The 15,184-nt window shown below is 50.1% G+C and carries 13 protein-coding genes and 2 tRNA genes; 10 read left to right on the top strand and 5 right to left on the bottom strand.

Going from position 1 to position 15,184, the window contains the following annotated elements; genetic code table 11:
* Positions 1 to 58 precede the first annotated feature (58 nt).
* The 5 genes from NGM66_RS05480 (at position 59) to NGM66_RS05460 (ending at position 4,924) form a co-directional block, all read left to right on the top strand.
* Positions 59 to 2,197 carry a YfhO family protein gene (locus NGM66_RS05480; protein WP_258115433.1) on the top strand — a complete coding sequence of 713 codons (2,139 nt, stop codon included), beginning with the start codon at positions 59 to 61 and terminating at the stop codon, positions 2,195 to 2,197.
* Positions 2,198 to 2,441: 244 nt separating this feature from the next.
* The gene (locus tag NGM66_RS05475) at positions 2,442 to 2,969 is read left to right on the top strand and encodes a hypothetical protein (protein ID WP_208910308.1); all 528 of its coding nucleotides are present in this window, start codon (positions 2,442 to 2,444) and stop codon (positions 2,967 to 2,969) included.
* Positions 2,970 to 3,167: 198 nt separating this feature from the next.
* A complete protein-coding gene (locus NGM66_RS05470; RefSeq protein ID WP_208910307.1) occupies positions 3,168 to 3,578 on the top strand; it encodes a hypothetical protein in 411 nt (136 codons plus the stop codon).
* A gap of 16 nt (positions 3,579 to 3,594) precedes the next feature.
* Entirely contained in the window at positions 3,595 to 4,308 is a 714-nt protein-coding gene (locus NGM66_RS05465) for a hypothetical protein (protein WP_208910306.1), read from the top strand.
* Positions 4,309 to 4,348: 40 nt separating this feature from the next.
* On the top strand, positions 4,349 to 4,924 hold the full coding sequence (locus NGM66_RS05460) for a hypothetical protein (RefSeq protein ID WP_208910305.1): 576 nt from the start codon (positions 4,349 to 4,351) through the stop codon (positions 4,922 to 4,924).
* Positions 4,925 to 5,155: 231 nt separating this feature from the next.
* On the opposite strand, the gene NGM66_RS05455 is transcribed toward NGM66_RS05460, so the two are convergent.
* The gene (locus tag NGM66_RS05455) at positions 5,156 to 5,413 is read right to left on the bottom strand and encodes a hypothetical protein (RefSeq protein WP_208910304.1); all 258 of its coding nucleotides are present in this window, start codon (positions 5,411 to 5,413) and stop codon (positions 5,156 to 5,158) included.
* A 236-nt stretch (positions 5,414 to 5,649) separates the two neighbouring features.
* On the opposite strand from NGM66_RS05455, the gene NGM66_RS05450 reads away from it, so the two are divergent.
* Entirely contained in the window at positions 5,650 to 6,783 is a 1,134-nt protein-coding gene (locus NGM66_RS05450) for a site-specific integrase (protein WP_208910302.1), read from the top strand.
* 178 nt (positions 6,784 to 6,961) lie between these two features.
* On the opposite strand, the gene NGM66_RS05445 is transcribed toward NGM66_RS05450, so the two are convergent.
* A tRNA-Gln gene (locus tag NGM66_RS05445) sits at positions 6,962 to 7,034 on the bottom strand.
* A 182-nt stretch (positions 7,035 to 7,216) separates the two neighbouring features.
* On the opposite strand from NGM66_RS05445, the gene NGM66_RS05440 reads away from it, so the two are divergent.
* Both NGM66_RS05440 and NGM66_RS05435 read left to right on the top strand, forming a co-directional pair.
* Positions 7,217 to 7,290: transfer RNA gene (locus tag NGM66_RS05440), tRNA-Glu, on the top strand.
* Positions 7,291 to 7,982: 692 nt separating this feature from the next.
* Complete coding sequence (locus tag NGM66_RS05435) at positions 7,983 to 10,439, top strand: L-type lectin family protein (RefSeq protein WP_208910300.1); 2,457 nt, start codon at positions 7,983 to 7,985, stop codon at positions 10,437 to 10,439.
* Between the two features lie 45 nt (positions 10,440 to 10,484).
* Here NGM66_RS05435 and NGM66_RS05430 read toward each other — a convergent pair whose 3' ends face one another.
* Both NGM66_RS05430 and NGM66_RS05425 read right to left on the bottom strand, forming a co-directional pair.
* Positions 10,485 to 11,486: a DUF805 domain-containing protein gene (locus NGM66_RS05430; protein WP_258115431.1), complete on the bottom strand. Its 1,002-nt coding sequence runs from the start codon at positions 11,484 to 11,486 to the stop codon at positions 10,485 to 10,487.
* A 257-nt stretch (positions 11,487 to 11,743) separates the two neighbouring features.
* Positions 11,744 to 12,406: an EAL domain-containing protein gene (locus tag NGM66_RS05425; RefSeq protein ID WP_208910297.1), complete on the bottom strand. Its 663-nt coding sequence runs from the start codon at positions 12,404 to 12,406 to the stop codon at positions 11,744 to 11,746.
* Positions 12,407 to 12,682: 276 nt separating this feature from the next.
* On the opposite strand from NGM66_RS05425, the gene NGM66_RS05420 reads away from it, so the two are divergent.
* A complete protein-coding gene (locus NGM66_RS05420) occupies positions 12,683 to 13,807 on the top strand; it encodes a GGDEF domain-containing protein (RefSeq protein ID WP_258115430.1) in 1,125 nt (374 codons plus the stop codon).
* 147 nt (positions 13,808 to 13,954) lie between these two features.
* Complete coding sequence (locus tag NGM66_RS05415) at positions 13,955 to 14,161, top strand: hypothetical protein (protein WP_125575388.1); 207 nt, start codon at positions 13,955 to 13,957, stop codon at positions 14,159 to 14,161.
* Between the two features lie 612 nt (positions 14,162 to 14,773).
* Here NGM66_RS05415 and NGM66_RS05410 read toward each other — a convergent pair.
* A complete protein-coding gene (locus NGM66_RS05410; RefSeq protein ID WP_208910296.1) occupies positions 14,774 to 15,103 on the bottom strand; it encodes a hypothetical protein in 330 nt (109 codons plus the stop codon).
* Between the last annotated feature and the right edge of the window lie 81 nt (positions 15,104 to 15,184).

Raw genomic sequence — 15,184 nt, 5'->3', positions numbered from 1 at the left:
AGCTGAACACCAGTAAGATGATGATTAGCTTAGCCTTCCTGCGAATACTCTTGAAAAGATTCTAAACACGTTCTTAGGCGTTGTCTACGTGCTGCGGCACTTCCGGCGGTATCTATGGCTAAATGTGGGTCTGGTACTGCTAGGGGTAGGCACGCTCCTGCCTGCCATACCGGCTTTGATGAACGGTGGGACCACGCCGTCACAGCGCTGGTTATTACTAGCTGCCTTACCGTTTGGCCTGGCCACGATGGCCTTCTTGGATCACCTGACCAGTCTGACGCGCGCAGATCTACGGACGTTGAGCTGGAGCGTGGTCGGCTTACTGGTGGCCATTTGGGCGGCCAATGGCTTTGTCTTTGATAACCATCCCCATGATTTCGTCATCTATGGGCTACTCCTACTGACGCTAGGCGCCCTGTTGTGGGGAACCTGGGGTCGATGGACGCTGTGGCAATGGACCCGCGTGCTCCTGCCACTGTTGGCCCTCAATATTGTGGTCAACGGCTACGGGTATTTCAATCCAAACGCTGGTGGGGCCAGTCAACAGCTGCTGCCGCGCGGGGTCGCTAGTCGGTACCAACGCGACATTTACGATGGTGCCGAGGCCTACGTGAAGCAGCAGTCTGGTTTCAGTCGGACCGCCACCAGCAAGTATTACAATTACACGAATGAAGCCAAGACGAACATGGGCATGAACCTGGGCGTCCACGACATCATGAGTTATTTCTCCGTGCAAAACGCGGCAGTTGGCGACTTCAGCCAGGCAGTGGACAATTCGCAATTTAAAATGAACAAACCCATCAACCAGGCCGACAGTCGGACCACGCTGAACAACCTGTTGGGCGTGCGCACGATCTTTGCCCGCAGCAATCAGTGGGGGATGCAGGCCCTGCCGGAGGGATATCGCCCGGTGAAACGCCACAGTAAAGTGGTCAAGTTCCGCGATCGCCCGGTCCATGGCCTGGGGAATAATTACGCCACGACGGTGCTGCAATCGGCCAACGCCTTACCGCTGGCATATCTGCAACGGCAGCGGTTGACGCCCCCCCAATTTAACCAGCTAAACGGTATCGACCGTGAGCAGGCATTGACGACTGGCGCTCTGATTGGTGGTCGGGTTGCGGGCGTGCCCACGGCGCATTACCACAGTCGGGCACGGCAAATCGGCTATACCGCGACGACGGATAAGCAGACGGTGTTGGATAGCCTGCAGCAGGTCGTCAAGTTCCGGCAACAAGGCAATCAGCTACTGCCGGACGACTTGCTGCCGCAACGGCCGTCTCTGCGGAAATACAACCCGGACCGTTCCGTCAATATTCGGAATGACAAAGCACGGTTAAAGCGGTTGGCACGGGAGAATCGCCGGATAATTCAGCGCAATCAAGCACGTAATCAGGCGGGGCTGCGGCAACTGACCAGTGATAATCAAAACCACCCGCTGACCGTTAACCTGCACGTCACGGCACCCCATCAGACCCGTAAGACGGAGCTTTATCTGGAGCTGACGGGCATCCAGGCGCAAGACTTCAGTGTGGCTGACAAGTATCGTGGCTCGCAGAATACCCAGGCGTTTAAGAACCAGGCCTTCACGGGGATCGCCCGCCTGAACCGTCTGCGCAATGCGTTGTGGAACGTGGGCGACGGCGCCTACACGATGACCGTGGGTAGTAAGCAAAATGTGACTAGCTTCAGTCAGCTGGGGCAGGGCAACCTGTCGGATTACCAGCCGAAACGGCGCGTCCTACTGAACCTGGGGTACACGACGAAGCCCCGCCGAACGATCCGTCTGACGTTCAAAGGGGTCAAGCAGTTGACGTTCAAGTCAGCCAAGCTGATTGCCGTGCCATTTGGCAAGTCCTATCATCAACGCATGGCGGGGCTTAAACGAAACGGTCTGCAGCACTTGCGGGTCACGGACAATCAGGTGAGTGGTGTTGCCGAGGCGACACGGCCAACGGTCTTGACCACGTCGATTCCGTATTCCAAGGGTTGGCAGTTGACCGTTGACGGCAAGCCAACGCCGCTGAAAAAGGTCAACGTCGGTTTTGTCGGTGCGCGACTGGCTGCGGGCCGACACCGGGTGCGGTTGACCTACCACACGCCGGGGTTACGGCTCGGTAGTTGGCTGACTGGTCTGGGTTTCGTGATTTTGATGGGTGCGGGACTGTGGACCTGGTATCGCCGAAAAATAAAATAATGATGTGATAATCGTCTATTCAGTGGATTAATTGGCTGAATGGGCGATTTTTTTTGCGAAAAAGGCGTTTTTGGGTAAAAATATTTTTCAAGTGTCATAGTGTGTCACCCTCATAGTGTATGATTTAGATTGTTTAGGGGGAACCGGTCGGCTGATCGCCAGTGATGGGGGATGGCCGTCCGTAGCTCCCGCAACAAGGCGGCAGTGGGTGTGACCACTGCGCAGTAGAAGGAGGAACTTACATATGAGGTTGAGACAACTCGTCAGTGGGTTGCTGGTAACGGTAACCTTAGGCGCCGTCGCCGTGGAGAGTCCAGGAACGGTGGCTCAAGCAAAGCAACAGAAGGTGTCATCCGTTGAAACGGTTGTCAATGGCAAGACAATCGTGACCTACAAGGGCCAGACGTATACGCCCCACCAAGCCGCTAAGCTAGGGCTGATCACGCAAGATGGCGTTAAGGAGAACCGCTGGACGTACAAGCTGACCAACGTGAAGGCTAAGCGTACTAAGTCGGGTAAGTCACTGAAGGTGTCCGGTAAGCTGGTCGTCACGAACATTCCACTGAGTGTTTTCACGCCAGCTAAGCAGGTGAGAATCATCACCAAGAATGGCATCAAGTACGCCAAGCTGACCAAGAAGCTGACGTTTAAGAAGACTTTCAAGACGAAGAAGGTCAAGAAGGTCACGCTGCGGGCCGGGTACACCAGTAAGAGCGGATTGAAGGCGTTTATGATGTTGTCGGCGAATAAGAGTTTTAAGGTTGGGAAGTAGTTGGGAAGTAGTTGGGAAGTAGTTGGGAGGCAAAGTATGTTATCTCTGAGGAAAAGAGTTTTGCTAAGCCTAGTGGTCATCGTCGGACTTGGTTGCCTAGGTATAGGGTCAGTTAGCGCCCAGGCTAAGGCCAAACCAGGATTTCCCCAAAAAACAATCTCGTATCATATTAGTTCTACGGGAAGCTATTACCAGAGTGTGTGGCGTAAGGCGGTCAAAAACTGGAATAACCTGAAGGTCGTGAAGCTGGTCAAGACGAGCCGCGCTTCTGAAGCGGAGCTGGTTTTGACGACGACTAAGAGTGCTGGGAAAAAAAGTCCGTATACGTATGGAAGAAGTTATTTCATCACGGAAGAAAAGGATGGCACCGTTAGTCAAACCCAGGATATTGGGTATCCGCTAGAACTGTCCCGAAAGCTGATGAAGGATATGTACTTTGATAAGGCTGAGCGAAGTGGTTGGGCTGGAATGGCGATTGGAGATGCATTAGGCCTAAATTGGACGAATCATTATGATAGTATCATGAACAACACAACGTTTAAGGCTGATAAGCCAACGAAGTATGACAAGAAGAATCTCAAAAAATTATATAAGAACATACCGTTCTAGATAGGACTGGAAAATTATGAAGAAATTATTCAAAGTAAGTCTCATTGCAGCATTGAGTTTCGTGTTAGTCGCACCAAGCTTGACTACGCCGGCGAGCGCTAAGAGCAAGGTCAAGGTCATCTCAACCAGTAAGTTCGCTCACAAGACGTATCACGGTAAGAAGGGCAACATTTATAGTAGTGCCAAGCTGACCCATCGCAAATACAAGATGAGCAAGTACCGCTACACGACTTGGACGGCGACGAAGAAAGCCGTTATCAAGAACCATGGTAAGAAGGCAACCCTGGCTTACATCAAGTCTGGGAAGAAGGCCGGTTGGATCTACAAGAAGTATTTGACAGCTGGGAAGGCACCGTTCAATAAGCAAAAGCGGTTGAACAATACTTATACGGCTTATATGAAGGCATTGATGCCAGTCAATGGGGGAGATAAATCTGAACCTTACACCCGTAGTTATGGGGACATGGCTACATCGATCGAGTATACCTGGACCGACGGATACTATGGCGAAGACGGGAATGCTAAAGTTGTTGCCAAAGATAGGGACGCTTTGATTAACGTCTACAATGTTTTTAAGAACCGCTTTTCTGGTTCACAACGCGCAAGTCTAGATGCAATGGCTAATTCCTTAGACAAACTTGAACCTGTCACTGATAATACTGATGAGACTGCTTCGAGCATGGGGACGTTTGCACAGACACTCAGCACAGCAGTAAATGATTTAAACTGATTTATTGTGAATTTAATTTAGACTAAAGGAGCTAACAAACATGAAACTAATGAAAATCTTTAGCGCCATCATGGTGGCGACTACCATGGGCGCGGCTGTGACCGTCGCCACACCCGGCATGACGGCAGATGCCAAGGCCAAAAAGTCGTTGAAGACCTTCCCTAAATCTTTGCGGCGGACTTGGTATCACTACGAGAAGAACGCAAAGGGCAAGCTGGTCTACAGTAAACTGAAGTTCACGGCGAAGAAGGTTAACGTCAGCTGGAACGGTTGGGATACTAGCAAAGTTCGCAAGGACAAGTATATTTTGCATCAATATGATCCAGCCAAGAAACTGCAGCAGGGCAAAGACAACTGGTACTTTGCCTACAAGTCTGGTGGCAAGACGCGCATCGGCGGTTGGGATACAGACTACCTGCCAAACATGAGTTACAAGCGGGCGTTGGAACAATACAAGGTTGTGACGACTAAGGTCAAGGGCAAAAAAGTCAAAGTTTTACATGACACGATTTTGCCGTCCAGACCAGTTGACACCAAGTATTACTACACCAGCAAGAAGCTGGCTAAGCAAACCAATCCCAAGGGTCACAATTACAACGACAATTATGGGGGCTAGTTAGTCCATTGCTGCATCCCCGCGGGTGTGGCAATGCCGAAAGCAGCTAATTAGCTGAATTCATTGGGAATCTGACGGCGGTCGGTCTTTCCACACAAAAGTTCCCTGACCGCGGCTGATTTCACTTTCCCAAGCTCAGATGACTGACACTTGGGAAAGCAAAACCACGAGCAAACACTTGCCTGATTAGGCGGGGTGTTGCTCGTGGTTTTTAGTCGTTCAATTTAATTGTTAAGAAGCCGCAGCGGTTGTGCTAGCGATAACCGTGAAATGGGTAATCACAAACTGGTGGCGCTGGTTGTAGTGGCCAAACAGCGCCACGTGGGCGCCCGCAGTCGCTTGGTAAAGAAAATTAAGCCCGTGCTGGTGAATCAAGCAGTTTTGCTGTTGGCCTGCGTCATCAGTGATCTTGGCAAAGATGAGCAGGGGGCTGAGTTTGAGCACTTTAGGCTCGCTAATGAGTTTACCGTTGATGGCAAGTTGCTTCATGATCATCACCTCTTCAGTTATTATACGAACAAGTGTTCGATAATGCAAGTGGAAATTTCACCAGTCGGTTAATCGTCACGGATAAGCTGACGCCAAACCCAATGAAATGGCGTGTCCGCCAATTCAAATAAAATCACGGGGATTCTCCTGACTTTCAGAAAAGGGCCTTCAGATGGATAATAGGGGGGATATTTGGAAACGTCGTTGCCCTGCCAAAGTCTATAGGAGGTCATATCATGGCTAGCATCCAGAAGTATCAGGACAGGAACGGAAATACCCGCTACCGCGTTCAGGTTTACTTGGGAATTGATCCACTCACGGGAAAGCCGCGCCGAACGACTCGTCGTGGTTTGAAGACGAAAAGGGAAGCCCAATTGGTTAGCTCGCGTCTAAGGCGTGACGCAATGACCAATGGCCTTCCGGATGAACGGGACGATACAACTTTTAAAGAGGTTTACGAGCGTTGGTTCCCGCAATATCAGAACACGGTAAAAGAAAGTACGTGGGCGACCACTAAGCGGCTATTTCGGTTGCACATCCTCCCCGTATTCGGTAGCTACCGGGTCAAGCAGATCAGTATGGCGGTTTGCCAAAATGCTATTAACGGGTGGTTCAAAGCGGGATTGACGAAATACCATACGCTGTTAGACTATGCTGCCAGTGTCTTGGACTTTGCCATCAACATGGAACTCATCAAAGACAACCCGGCGAAACGGGTTATCATCCCCGTTAACAAGGATAATCGTTCCCGCAAGAATTTGGAAAACTATTTTAACCGGGCTGAACTTGAACACTTTTTTGAATGCTTGAATGATGATACCAACGACCCGCAGGCCAACGTGTTTTTCCGGTTAGCGGCGTTCAGTGGTATGCGCAAGTCTGAAATGCTCTGCTTGCTGTGGTCTGATATTGATTTCAACAAGGGCACGGTGACGGTCTCTAAGACGCAATCACGGGGCGACAACGCCCGGTTGCTCGTCCAATCGCCTAAGACCATCCGCAGCAATCGAACCGTCTATATTGACCCGAAGACGTGTCGTATTCTACAGCGGTGGCAACTTGACCAGCGACGACGCAACCGAGGGAACAATCTGGTTTTTGCCAACGAAAACAACGAGATGTGCCAGCCGACGAAGCCCAGAAAGTGGTTGGAGCATACACTCAAGAAGTATGGATTGAGGCACGTCACCGTGCATGCTTTCCGGCATACCTACGCAACCCTAGCGTTTGAAGCAGGGGCGTCGATCAAATCAGTGCAAGACCAACTGGGACACGCCAGCTACAAGACGACCTTAGACATTTACACTGCTGTGACCGACAAGGAGCGGAACGAGGCTACGGAAAAACTCGCCAACTATTTAAATTTTTAATGATTATGGGTATACGGATGGGAAAAGCTGGTTGCTAAGAAAGTAACGATGTTTTTGACTACGAGTTGACTACGTCTTTGGTAGTCAACTCGTAGTTGCTATTCACAATAGGAAGTAAAAGAAAAGCCATCATGGCGGGCTTGAGCAGCTACCATGATGACTTGTGATTAATCTATGATTGGGTATACTGGGCTCGAACCAGTAAATTACGGATTCAGAGTCCGCTGCCTTACCAATTTGGCGAATACCCAATAAGAATCTACGTTGCGTAAACAACTATTTAATAGTAACTTGTTACGCTTTTGGTGTCAACCAGTTTTGCCGAAAAAAGACGAATTCCTGTATGAATTCCCATTTCTGTGTAATTTTATTCATTCAAGGATTGACAATATTGGGAGAATAGCGTAAATTAGATACTGCTAGTTGATAACATTGCCCGCTGGTCAAACTGGTTTAAGACGTCGCCCTCTCAAGGCGGAGTTACGGGTTCGAGCCCCGTGCGGGTGATAAATGGTCCACAAACGTTGGTAAAACAGCGCTTGTGGGCTTTTTCGTTATCATAAAATTTGGATGCGTTAGTTGCGGGTAAATTGTGTGGACTAGACCAGTTTAGGCGCGGGTAAACTCTGAGAAACAGGTAGTACGTGCTGGCCAATCTTTAGTGGTTGTTGCTTGAGACAGATTGTACTGTCACGGCAACGATTTTTTTGATAGTGACAGGATTGGAGAAAACTGATAGACATTCGGCTAACCCGATAGTATACATTTGTTGTTTGTCAGCTTGGGTATTGGAGAGCTTACATTTAAGCTTAAAAATTATAGTTACATAATAAGATGTTTGTGAAGAAAAATGAAGTTATCACATGAAAACCAAATCTTATGCTATCTAAGTTATCTGAATTTGTGAATCCGCTTAAAACGCTGATATTAAAACAATTATAAAAAACAAACCAAGCAAGAAATGATTGATAATTATCCTTACTATCTCGGGCGGTTGATGGTACACTATATCTATTAGGAACGTTAAATATTTTAACCAAGCACTTGTCAGCGGCATCTTGTAAGTTTAACAAGATCTCAGTACGCTAATGGGTGTTTTCGCTTGGACAATAAAAAATAAAAATTTTCATAAACGAAGCAGGGCAAAAAGTTGAGGAAAGTAAAGAAGTTCAGTTCGTCTGGACGAGGGGGTTACGTGCATGAAGAAAGGAATCGTGACGGCGGCAATAACTTTGGCTACGGCCGGGCTTGGGCTGTGGTCGAGTATACCCGCGGATGCGGCAGAGCCACGCTATTATAATTATCAAGACGCTTTAACCGGAGCACCACAGGGGGTCGATTTAAATTCGTCCGAGTACAGTGGTTATTTTTGGAATGGCGATAATGGCGTGGAAGCTAATGGTACCAACAAAGCAGAGATTGTTAATGCCGGGAGCACAACTAATTCCGCCATCAAGATTTCGCAGGCTGGTGAGAAAAATTCCTGGGGAGCCATTTGGTCGCGCGACGCGGTATTTGACCTGGCCAAGCCGGAAAGAACGGGCATGTGGATATATACCAGTACTGAGCAGGCGTTTGTCAATCAAGGGTTAGGCGATGGCATGGCGTTTGTTCTGCAGAATTCCACACAAGGCGTGAAGGCCTTTTCTAAGTCGACAGCGCTTGATAAAGATAAGAATACTGTCATTACACCTGGCGTTGGGGAGAGTATGGGTGTTTGGGGGATGGACCCACAAAGTTGGCAGAAAATGGATTTAGGGCAAAACGCAATTGATAGAAGCTGGGCACTGGAATTCGATACGCATCGTAACCAGGAAGATCCATTGAAATTAGTCCAGTGGGATTTAAACGACACGTACCCGTCATCATTTGACAATGGAAATTACTACAATCAATTTGATTCTTCAGGCGATGCAACGGGGGCGGCGGGAACGATTAGTAGTAGTAATAACCATATCGCTTCGAACTACCCAGGCAGTGCCAGTACCTATACAGCGGTGGGAGCAGCAGGATTGAAAACGAATATTTGGGCAACTAACTTGTTAGGGGCAACTACTTGGTATCCAACATTGTTCTCCTCAGATTATCGTGGTACTTATTATTTCTACAAAATGACACATTTAGGTTACCTAGACGAAGGGAAAAATGCTGACGCCACGACCGATAAGATGACGGATCACCGGTGGCATCACGTGACCTTAACCTATACGCCCCCAACTAATGGTACTAATATTGGTAAAATGAGATATGTTTACGATGACAAAAATTCCGATACTGGCCAGCCGAAGCAACCAGCCAATGAAGCAACCGTTCCCCTTAAACTAGACGAATTTAAGCTGGAAAACGGAAGCACCAAAGTTCGTTGGGGATTTACGGGGTCAACGGGAGAAAGTACGGAAAACAACCTGGTAGTTTTTGACCAAGTACCGGGTGACGTTGTGAACAGTGCCACAGCCACCCTCAGTATCCAAGACAACGATTCGAATGATTATACACCGGTTGATACCAGTTCTACGCCGACGATTTCTGGCGGAATGCCAGTCAAACTGGCTTATACGTTTAAGCGGAGCGGTGGTTCGAAAGATTGGGAAGAGGTTAATGCCGCACTGAACATCCCCAACAGTATCACCCTGACGTCTGGGAGCATTGAGAATCCCGATGGGTCCCGAGCCGAGGTGGATATTTCTAAACGTGATGGGACAACGCTGCCCGTTAATCTAGGTAGTGATGGCAACGGTCTTACGTTGACCGGTTCAGATGAGGCCAAGATTACCCTTTATGGGACAGTTGGTGCCGATGCGGCAACGGAGGCTGAGGCTACCAGTTACTTCAACGGGTCTAACGCCTCGGCCGCCGCAAGTCTGCCTGCCTTTAACGTGAAGGCGTCCAATTTAAAAATGACCATTAGTCCGGAAGACAGTACGTTAAACGTTGCGGACGGGTCAGGTCAACCTGCCCAAATTGTGGGTCAAGCCAAATATCCTTATGGACTTGATGCTGGAGCGGCCGCTATGAAGCCTGAGGACATCATTGTTCATCTAGTAGTCAATCACGTTGATCAGGGATCCAAGGCCTTAACTGATATTTTGGCAATGCCCGGTGTTGATCCATGGGTCTTCAGCTATCCTGTTGATGACAGTCTGCTAAAGAGGGGCGTCAATACCATCGAGCTTTACAGTACCAATAAGTCGTCCGAAGAGCGTTCTAATACGGATTCGGTTGACGTCACAACCAGTGGCTACGGGTTCGGTAGCACCAGTGGGCCATTGGTGTTTCAGCCGACCGTGCTGAGTGGGTCCGCGACGGTGATTAAGCGGTCGGCTAAGTGGGCGCTAGCGGTCGTTGATTCTCGGCAAAAGGCCGGCTGGCAGCTCGTTGCGCGGACGGCGGGCATGACCTTGAACGACAATACGGCCGTGAAGACGCCCCTAGACGGCCAGTTGATCTATGTCGACAGCGACGGCACGCAACACCCCTTGTCCAATGACATGTCAACGCTAATTGCCACCGGACAGGCAACTGGTGATGATACGGAGACTGATATTGCAGCCGACTGGTCTGATGATCAAGGCATTCTGCTGAAGATCAACGGAAGTGCCATGCAAGGCAACTACTCCGGTGAAATCGACTGGGAGTTGACGAACGTCCCTAGTTGATAAGAGTCACAAAGTAATGGGTTCTCGGACAACACCGAGGGGCCATTATTTTTTAGCGGTCAACGGGATGCTGGCATGGAAGGTCTGTGGGAATTGCGGCTGGCTCCTTAGCACGGCGTCCCAACTCACGTCGATGCGAGTCACGTCGGCCACCTCGTTTAGCCGGGGCATGAGATAGTAAGTCGTTCCCGCCGTCCGCGTGCCCTGATTCAGGTCGCCCGCGAACACGTCGCTGTTAGAGCGGTCCGCGGTGAGACGCTGACCGTCGTTTGTGGTTAACGTTTTCGCAACGGGGTAGGTCTGAATGTTAGCTCCCGCGTGAATCTTCATGTGAACGCCAATGATACCGTTGATGGTGAGGGGCCCGTCGTTGCTGGGGATGCGGTAAGGGCCATAGGTGCGGTAGACCGTGATGCGGTCAATGGCAAATGTCGTGTGGGCCCACTGGCGATTACGATAGGCTACGCGGTAAGTCCGGTGGTTCGCCAATGAAATGTTGTGGCGGCCCAGCATCAGCTGGTTGGCCGCAGTGGGCGCTGCCGGTGCGGCTGAATTCGTGGGGAGTGGGTCGGGGTGGGCCCCTCTGAGTGCGGCGATACCCACGAAGTTAAGACTGACCGCGTACAGCAGGGTACCGCTGATCAGCAGGCGCCCGGTCCGGACGCGTTGTCGCCAGGTGAAACTAGTGGCGACGGGCGTGCGGGGACCCCGACTCGGACTCAGTAGCTGGACGAGGACCAGCCCCCAACCAATGACGGGTAGTGCTAACCACCCTAAGAAGCGCCCGGTACGGTGCCGGTCATGCAGGCGCTGCAAGGTGGTGGCCAGCGTGATGAGGCTGCAGGTAAACAAACCAGCTGCCGTGACCAGTAGTAGCAGTGCCTTGCCCGGGTTCAGGTAAGCGGGCTGCAGGCGAAAGGCCGGATATTGCAAAACGGTGCTCATGAGCGTGATCAGTAGACCACAGGTGAGTACCGTGAGTACGCCAATACGTTGCCAGTAAGCGCCGCGGGTGAGCTGGCCGTGGCACGTGAAGAGCGCGGCCATGAGTGACAACTGGGGTGCGCCACAGGTGGGGCATTGTGCGAGAAATGGGTTAAGTCGGTGACCGCAAGTGGAGCAGCGGTGCCGGTTGACTGGCAGATGCAGTGGTGACGCCTCCTAAATAGACCCGTGTTTAGCAAGTCTAGCTGAATTTTTAAAATAATTGGGATAAGTAAAAGACTACCAGAGATTGCGACCTAGCACAACCGATTAGTAGCCTTAAAAATAAATAATATTATTAATAAAAAGTATTGCGAAAATTATAATTTGAACAGGTGGGGCTTCCCGTAGTACCAGCCCTGCCGCAGGTCGATTTCCAAGTCATTGGCCATCTTGTCTTCGGCCTCATTTTCCACACCTTCCAGAATCAAGCGTAACTTGTAGTCCTGGGCGACCTTTTTCCAGAAAACCAGGTTATCCGGAATTTCTGCGGCGCGACCCTCAGCCCGGAAATTTTGCATGGCAAATTTAATTTCGCTAGCGTAGGGCAGAATCGGTTTGATGTGGTCAAAGGTATTGATACCAGTCCCGATATCGTCTAGACTAAGTTGAATCGCGTGGTCGTCAAAAAAGTGAACCTGATCGATAATTTGCTGGTTCGAAACAGCCGTGTCGGTCTCTTCTTCGGTGACCTCGAGAATCAAATTCACTGGGGCAATCTGTAGCTGAGCGTCGACGATCGCTTGGGCAATCGTGCAGTCGACGAATTGCCGCTGGTTAACGTTGTAGGAGACTGAGCCAATCTTCAGCCGCAGTTTTTGGGCCGTGCGTTTGATCAGGTCGGCCTGGGTGTCGATAGGAATTGACTCGAAGTCTTGAGGCAAGACCCATTTGCCGTCGACCTGTTGGCGAATGAGCATTTCGTAGCCAATCAGTGAGTTGTTGGTGACATCTAACTGGGGCTGTAGAAAATAACGGTACATGTCGAATGGTTCCTCCTTTCAAGTGTCTGCTCCCATCATACTTTATTTTAACGAATTCGGATAGGGGAAATGACCAGAAAAACAGGAGTGGGGGGAACTAGCAAAAGCGCAAATCGTTCATCCCGTGACATAATGTTTTATATAAATAGTTATGGTTTTATTATATGAATTGTTTTATAGTAGTTGTTAGAGCAAATTAATGCGTTATACTAGTACCAGGATTGGAGAACCAATTACTGGATTAATTATTAAATCACTGAGCAAGGAGATTATTCCATGTCATGGACTATGTGGCTTGTACCGCCCATCATTACCAGTATTTTCTTCACCTTGGGAGTTATCACCCTGTACTGGTCGATTTTTACTTGGGTCACAGCGAAGGCTGAATCCAGTCGGCGACCATACAATTTAAAACATGTTCAAGTGATCATTGGGACCACCTGTGCTGTGGTATCCGTCTTCGCCTTGCAGATGATTGTCCGCGACAGCCACCTGTCTTGGACGTTTACGAACTTTCAACTACTTCTCTTGATCTTTGTGGCGTATTTCTTGGCACTCAAGATTCCCACCTGGCTGATTCTGTTAGCCGGGGTCGGATTCATGGTGCTCAACGGTAACGTGACGGCCATCTTGTCTTGGGGGTATACCTTTATCTTCATCTTGTTCTACTGGTTATCTTACCAGCAAAGCACACACCTCTGGCGGGCACCATACACCCGCTACATCTCGGTAGCGACGGCGTTCGGCCTGGCACTCTGGATGTTTGTCAAGTTCCGTTTCCAACTGCCGTGGACGACTTACTGGATTGAAATTGCCGACTACCTGGTCTTGGCCACCTTGATGTACGGCTATTTCAAGATTCAAGATAAGGACCGCCGTATCAAGGACCGCTTGTTCCAGTCGGCGAACTGGGATGCGCTGACGCACGTGCAAAATTATGCGGCTTATGACCGCGCCGTGGGTTTTCATTTCCACCAGAGCGCCGCGCACCAACGGGACCTGGCGATGATCATGTTTGACATCGACCACTTCAAACACATCAACGATACGTATGGTCACTTGGCCGGCGATGAGGTGCTTAAGCAGGTTGCTAACGCGGTTGCCGCGAGTTTGAAGCCATTTGGCAGCGACATCATCTTGTACCGGACGGGGGGCGAGGAGTTCAATATTCTCTTACCTGACCGCGACTTAAATCGGGCGCGACCAATCGCCCAAGAGGTATTTGACGCGGTGAAGAACCTGACGACGACTTACAATGGTGAGGACTTGAACGTCACCATTTCCGTGGGTGTCTCCGTCCTGCACGACCGGGACCGCAACCCACTGGACTTTTACAAGCGGGTCGATGCCAACCTGTATCACTCCAAGCAAACGGGGCGGCACCGCATTACCGCTAGCTAGATAAATGATAACGACGGGAACGGGGCCGATTGGTGACCGTTCCTTTTGTTTACAAATTTTTAAATAGTTAAGCCGTGTGCCCGCCGAAAAAAACGTGTAAAATACAAGTTAACCGGGGAATTCCCCGGGTAGAATGGAGCGATCATCGTGATCTTATTACTATTGTTATTGTTGCTACTGTTTCCACTACTGCGGTTGGTCTTTGGCCTAGCCGGCTGGCTGTTGGGGATTGTGGGAACGCTGATCATTGGCGCCATTGTGCTGGTCGCCTTTGCCGCACTATTCCGTTTCTTTATCGTGGCGGTACTGGTCATTGGCGGCGGCATCTGGGCTTCTCACGCCATCTTCAGCTAACCCATATTTGCGGTCAATGAACGCACCTTACTCTGTGCTGGCCGCCTTGCCGTTCGCCAAATTTGGACCGTGACGCTGTGGGAGGGACCGGTCGACGCCAAAGGGCGGTCTTCAACCTCGCTTCGAGCCGAAGACGCCAGTTTCCAAGCAGTTCACTTGCAAACTCCCACGGCTGAGTCCAAATTTAGCTCACTCACGGCTACGTGACAGGTTACCCACTAGTGTGGATGAACGTTGCCGTTTCAGCGATTTCTCTGCTAATTTTGTGGTTAATCACCGACGTGACCGGAGGCAGTCAGAGGTGTAGGTTGCTGTGACAACGGTGTTAGCTGAGCGTTTTTTCTCAGCTTACAGCGTGGACGTGTTTGGAGATTGACGGGGTTCGTCAAGCTTCAAACCGAGTCGGCGGACCGCTCCTTAGGCCGCCGGCGGTCCCCATAGCTACCGGAATCTCTGACAGCCGCAGGTGGTGGCATGGACTCATTTCATGTTCACGATCCTTGTCAGTTGCGTATTATCAGGTGTTTTTGTACTTGCAACCTTTAGGTGACCAAACTAAACGCGGACAAACGAAACGGGCAACCCGCTACTGGGCTGCCCGTTTTTAAGTCATCATTCAAAAGAAATTTCCACCAAGTACATGTGCTCGGTGGGGATGTAACTGGTGGTGATCCAGACTTCGCGGTAGTCTTCTTTAGAACTACGCGTGCGGTCGAAGAAGTCGTTCAACAGCTCACCATTTTTGGCTAAAAAGTCATCATCCATCCGGTTGACCAACAGGTGGCCAACGGGGAAGTAGAGTTCCTGATTCGCTACCGGCACCGAGTCGGGGACGCCAATCGCGATGACGTTGCTATTGCGCTGTTGGATAAAGCGAACCTGATCTTGATGACGGTGAATATAGGTTAAGACGTTATAGATTGAATCTGAGTTGCTCGCCATGCTCTTACTCCCTTCAGTGTCCCCATTGTAACAAATATTGACAACATTACCAGCTTTATGAATGGTAAAAAGCGTTCCGTA

It is taken from the genome of Levilactobacillus yiduensis (genome assembly GCF_024718525.1).
Lineage (GTDB): Bacteria > Bacillota > Bacilli > Lactobacillales > Lactobacillaceae > Levilactobacillus > Levilactobacillus yiduensis.
The sequence above is the reverse complement of the archived record's forward strand: the minus strand, read 5'-3'. Positions and strand labels throughout refer to the sequence as shown.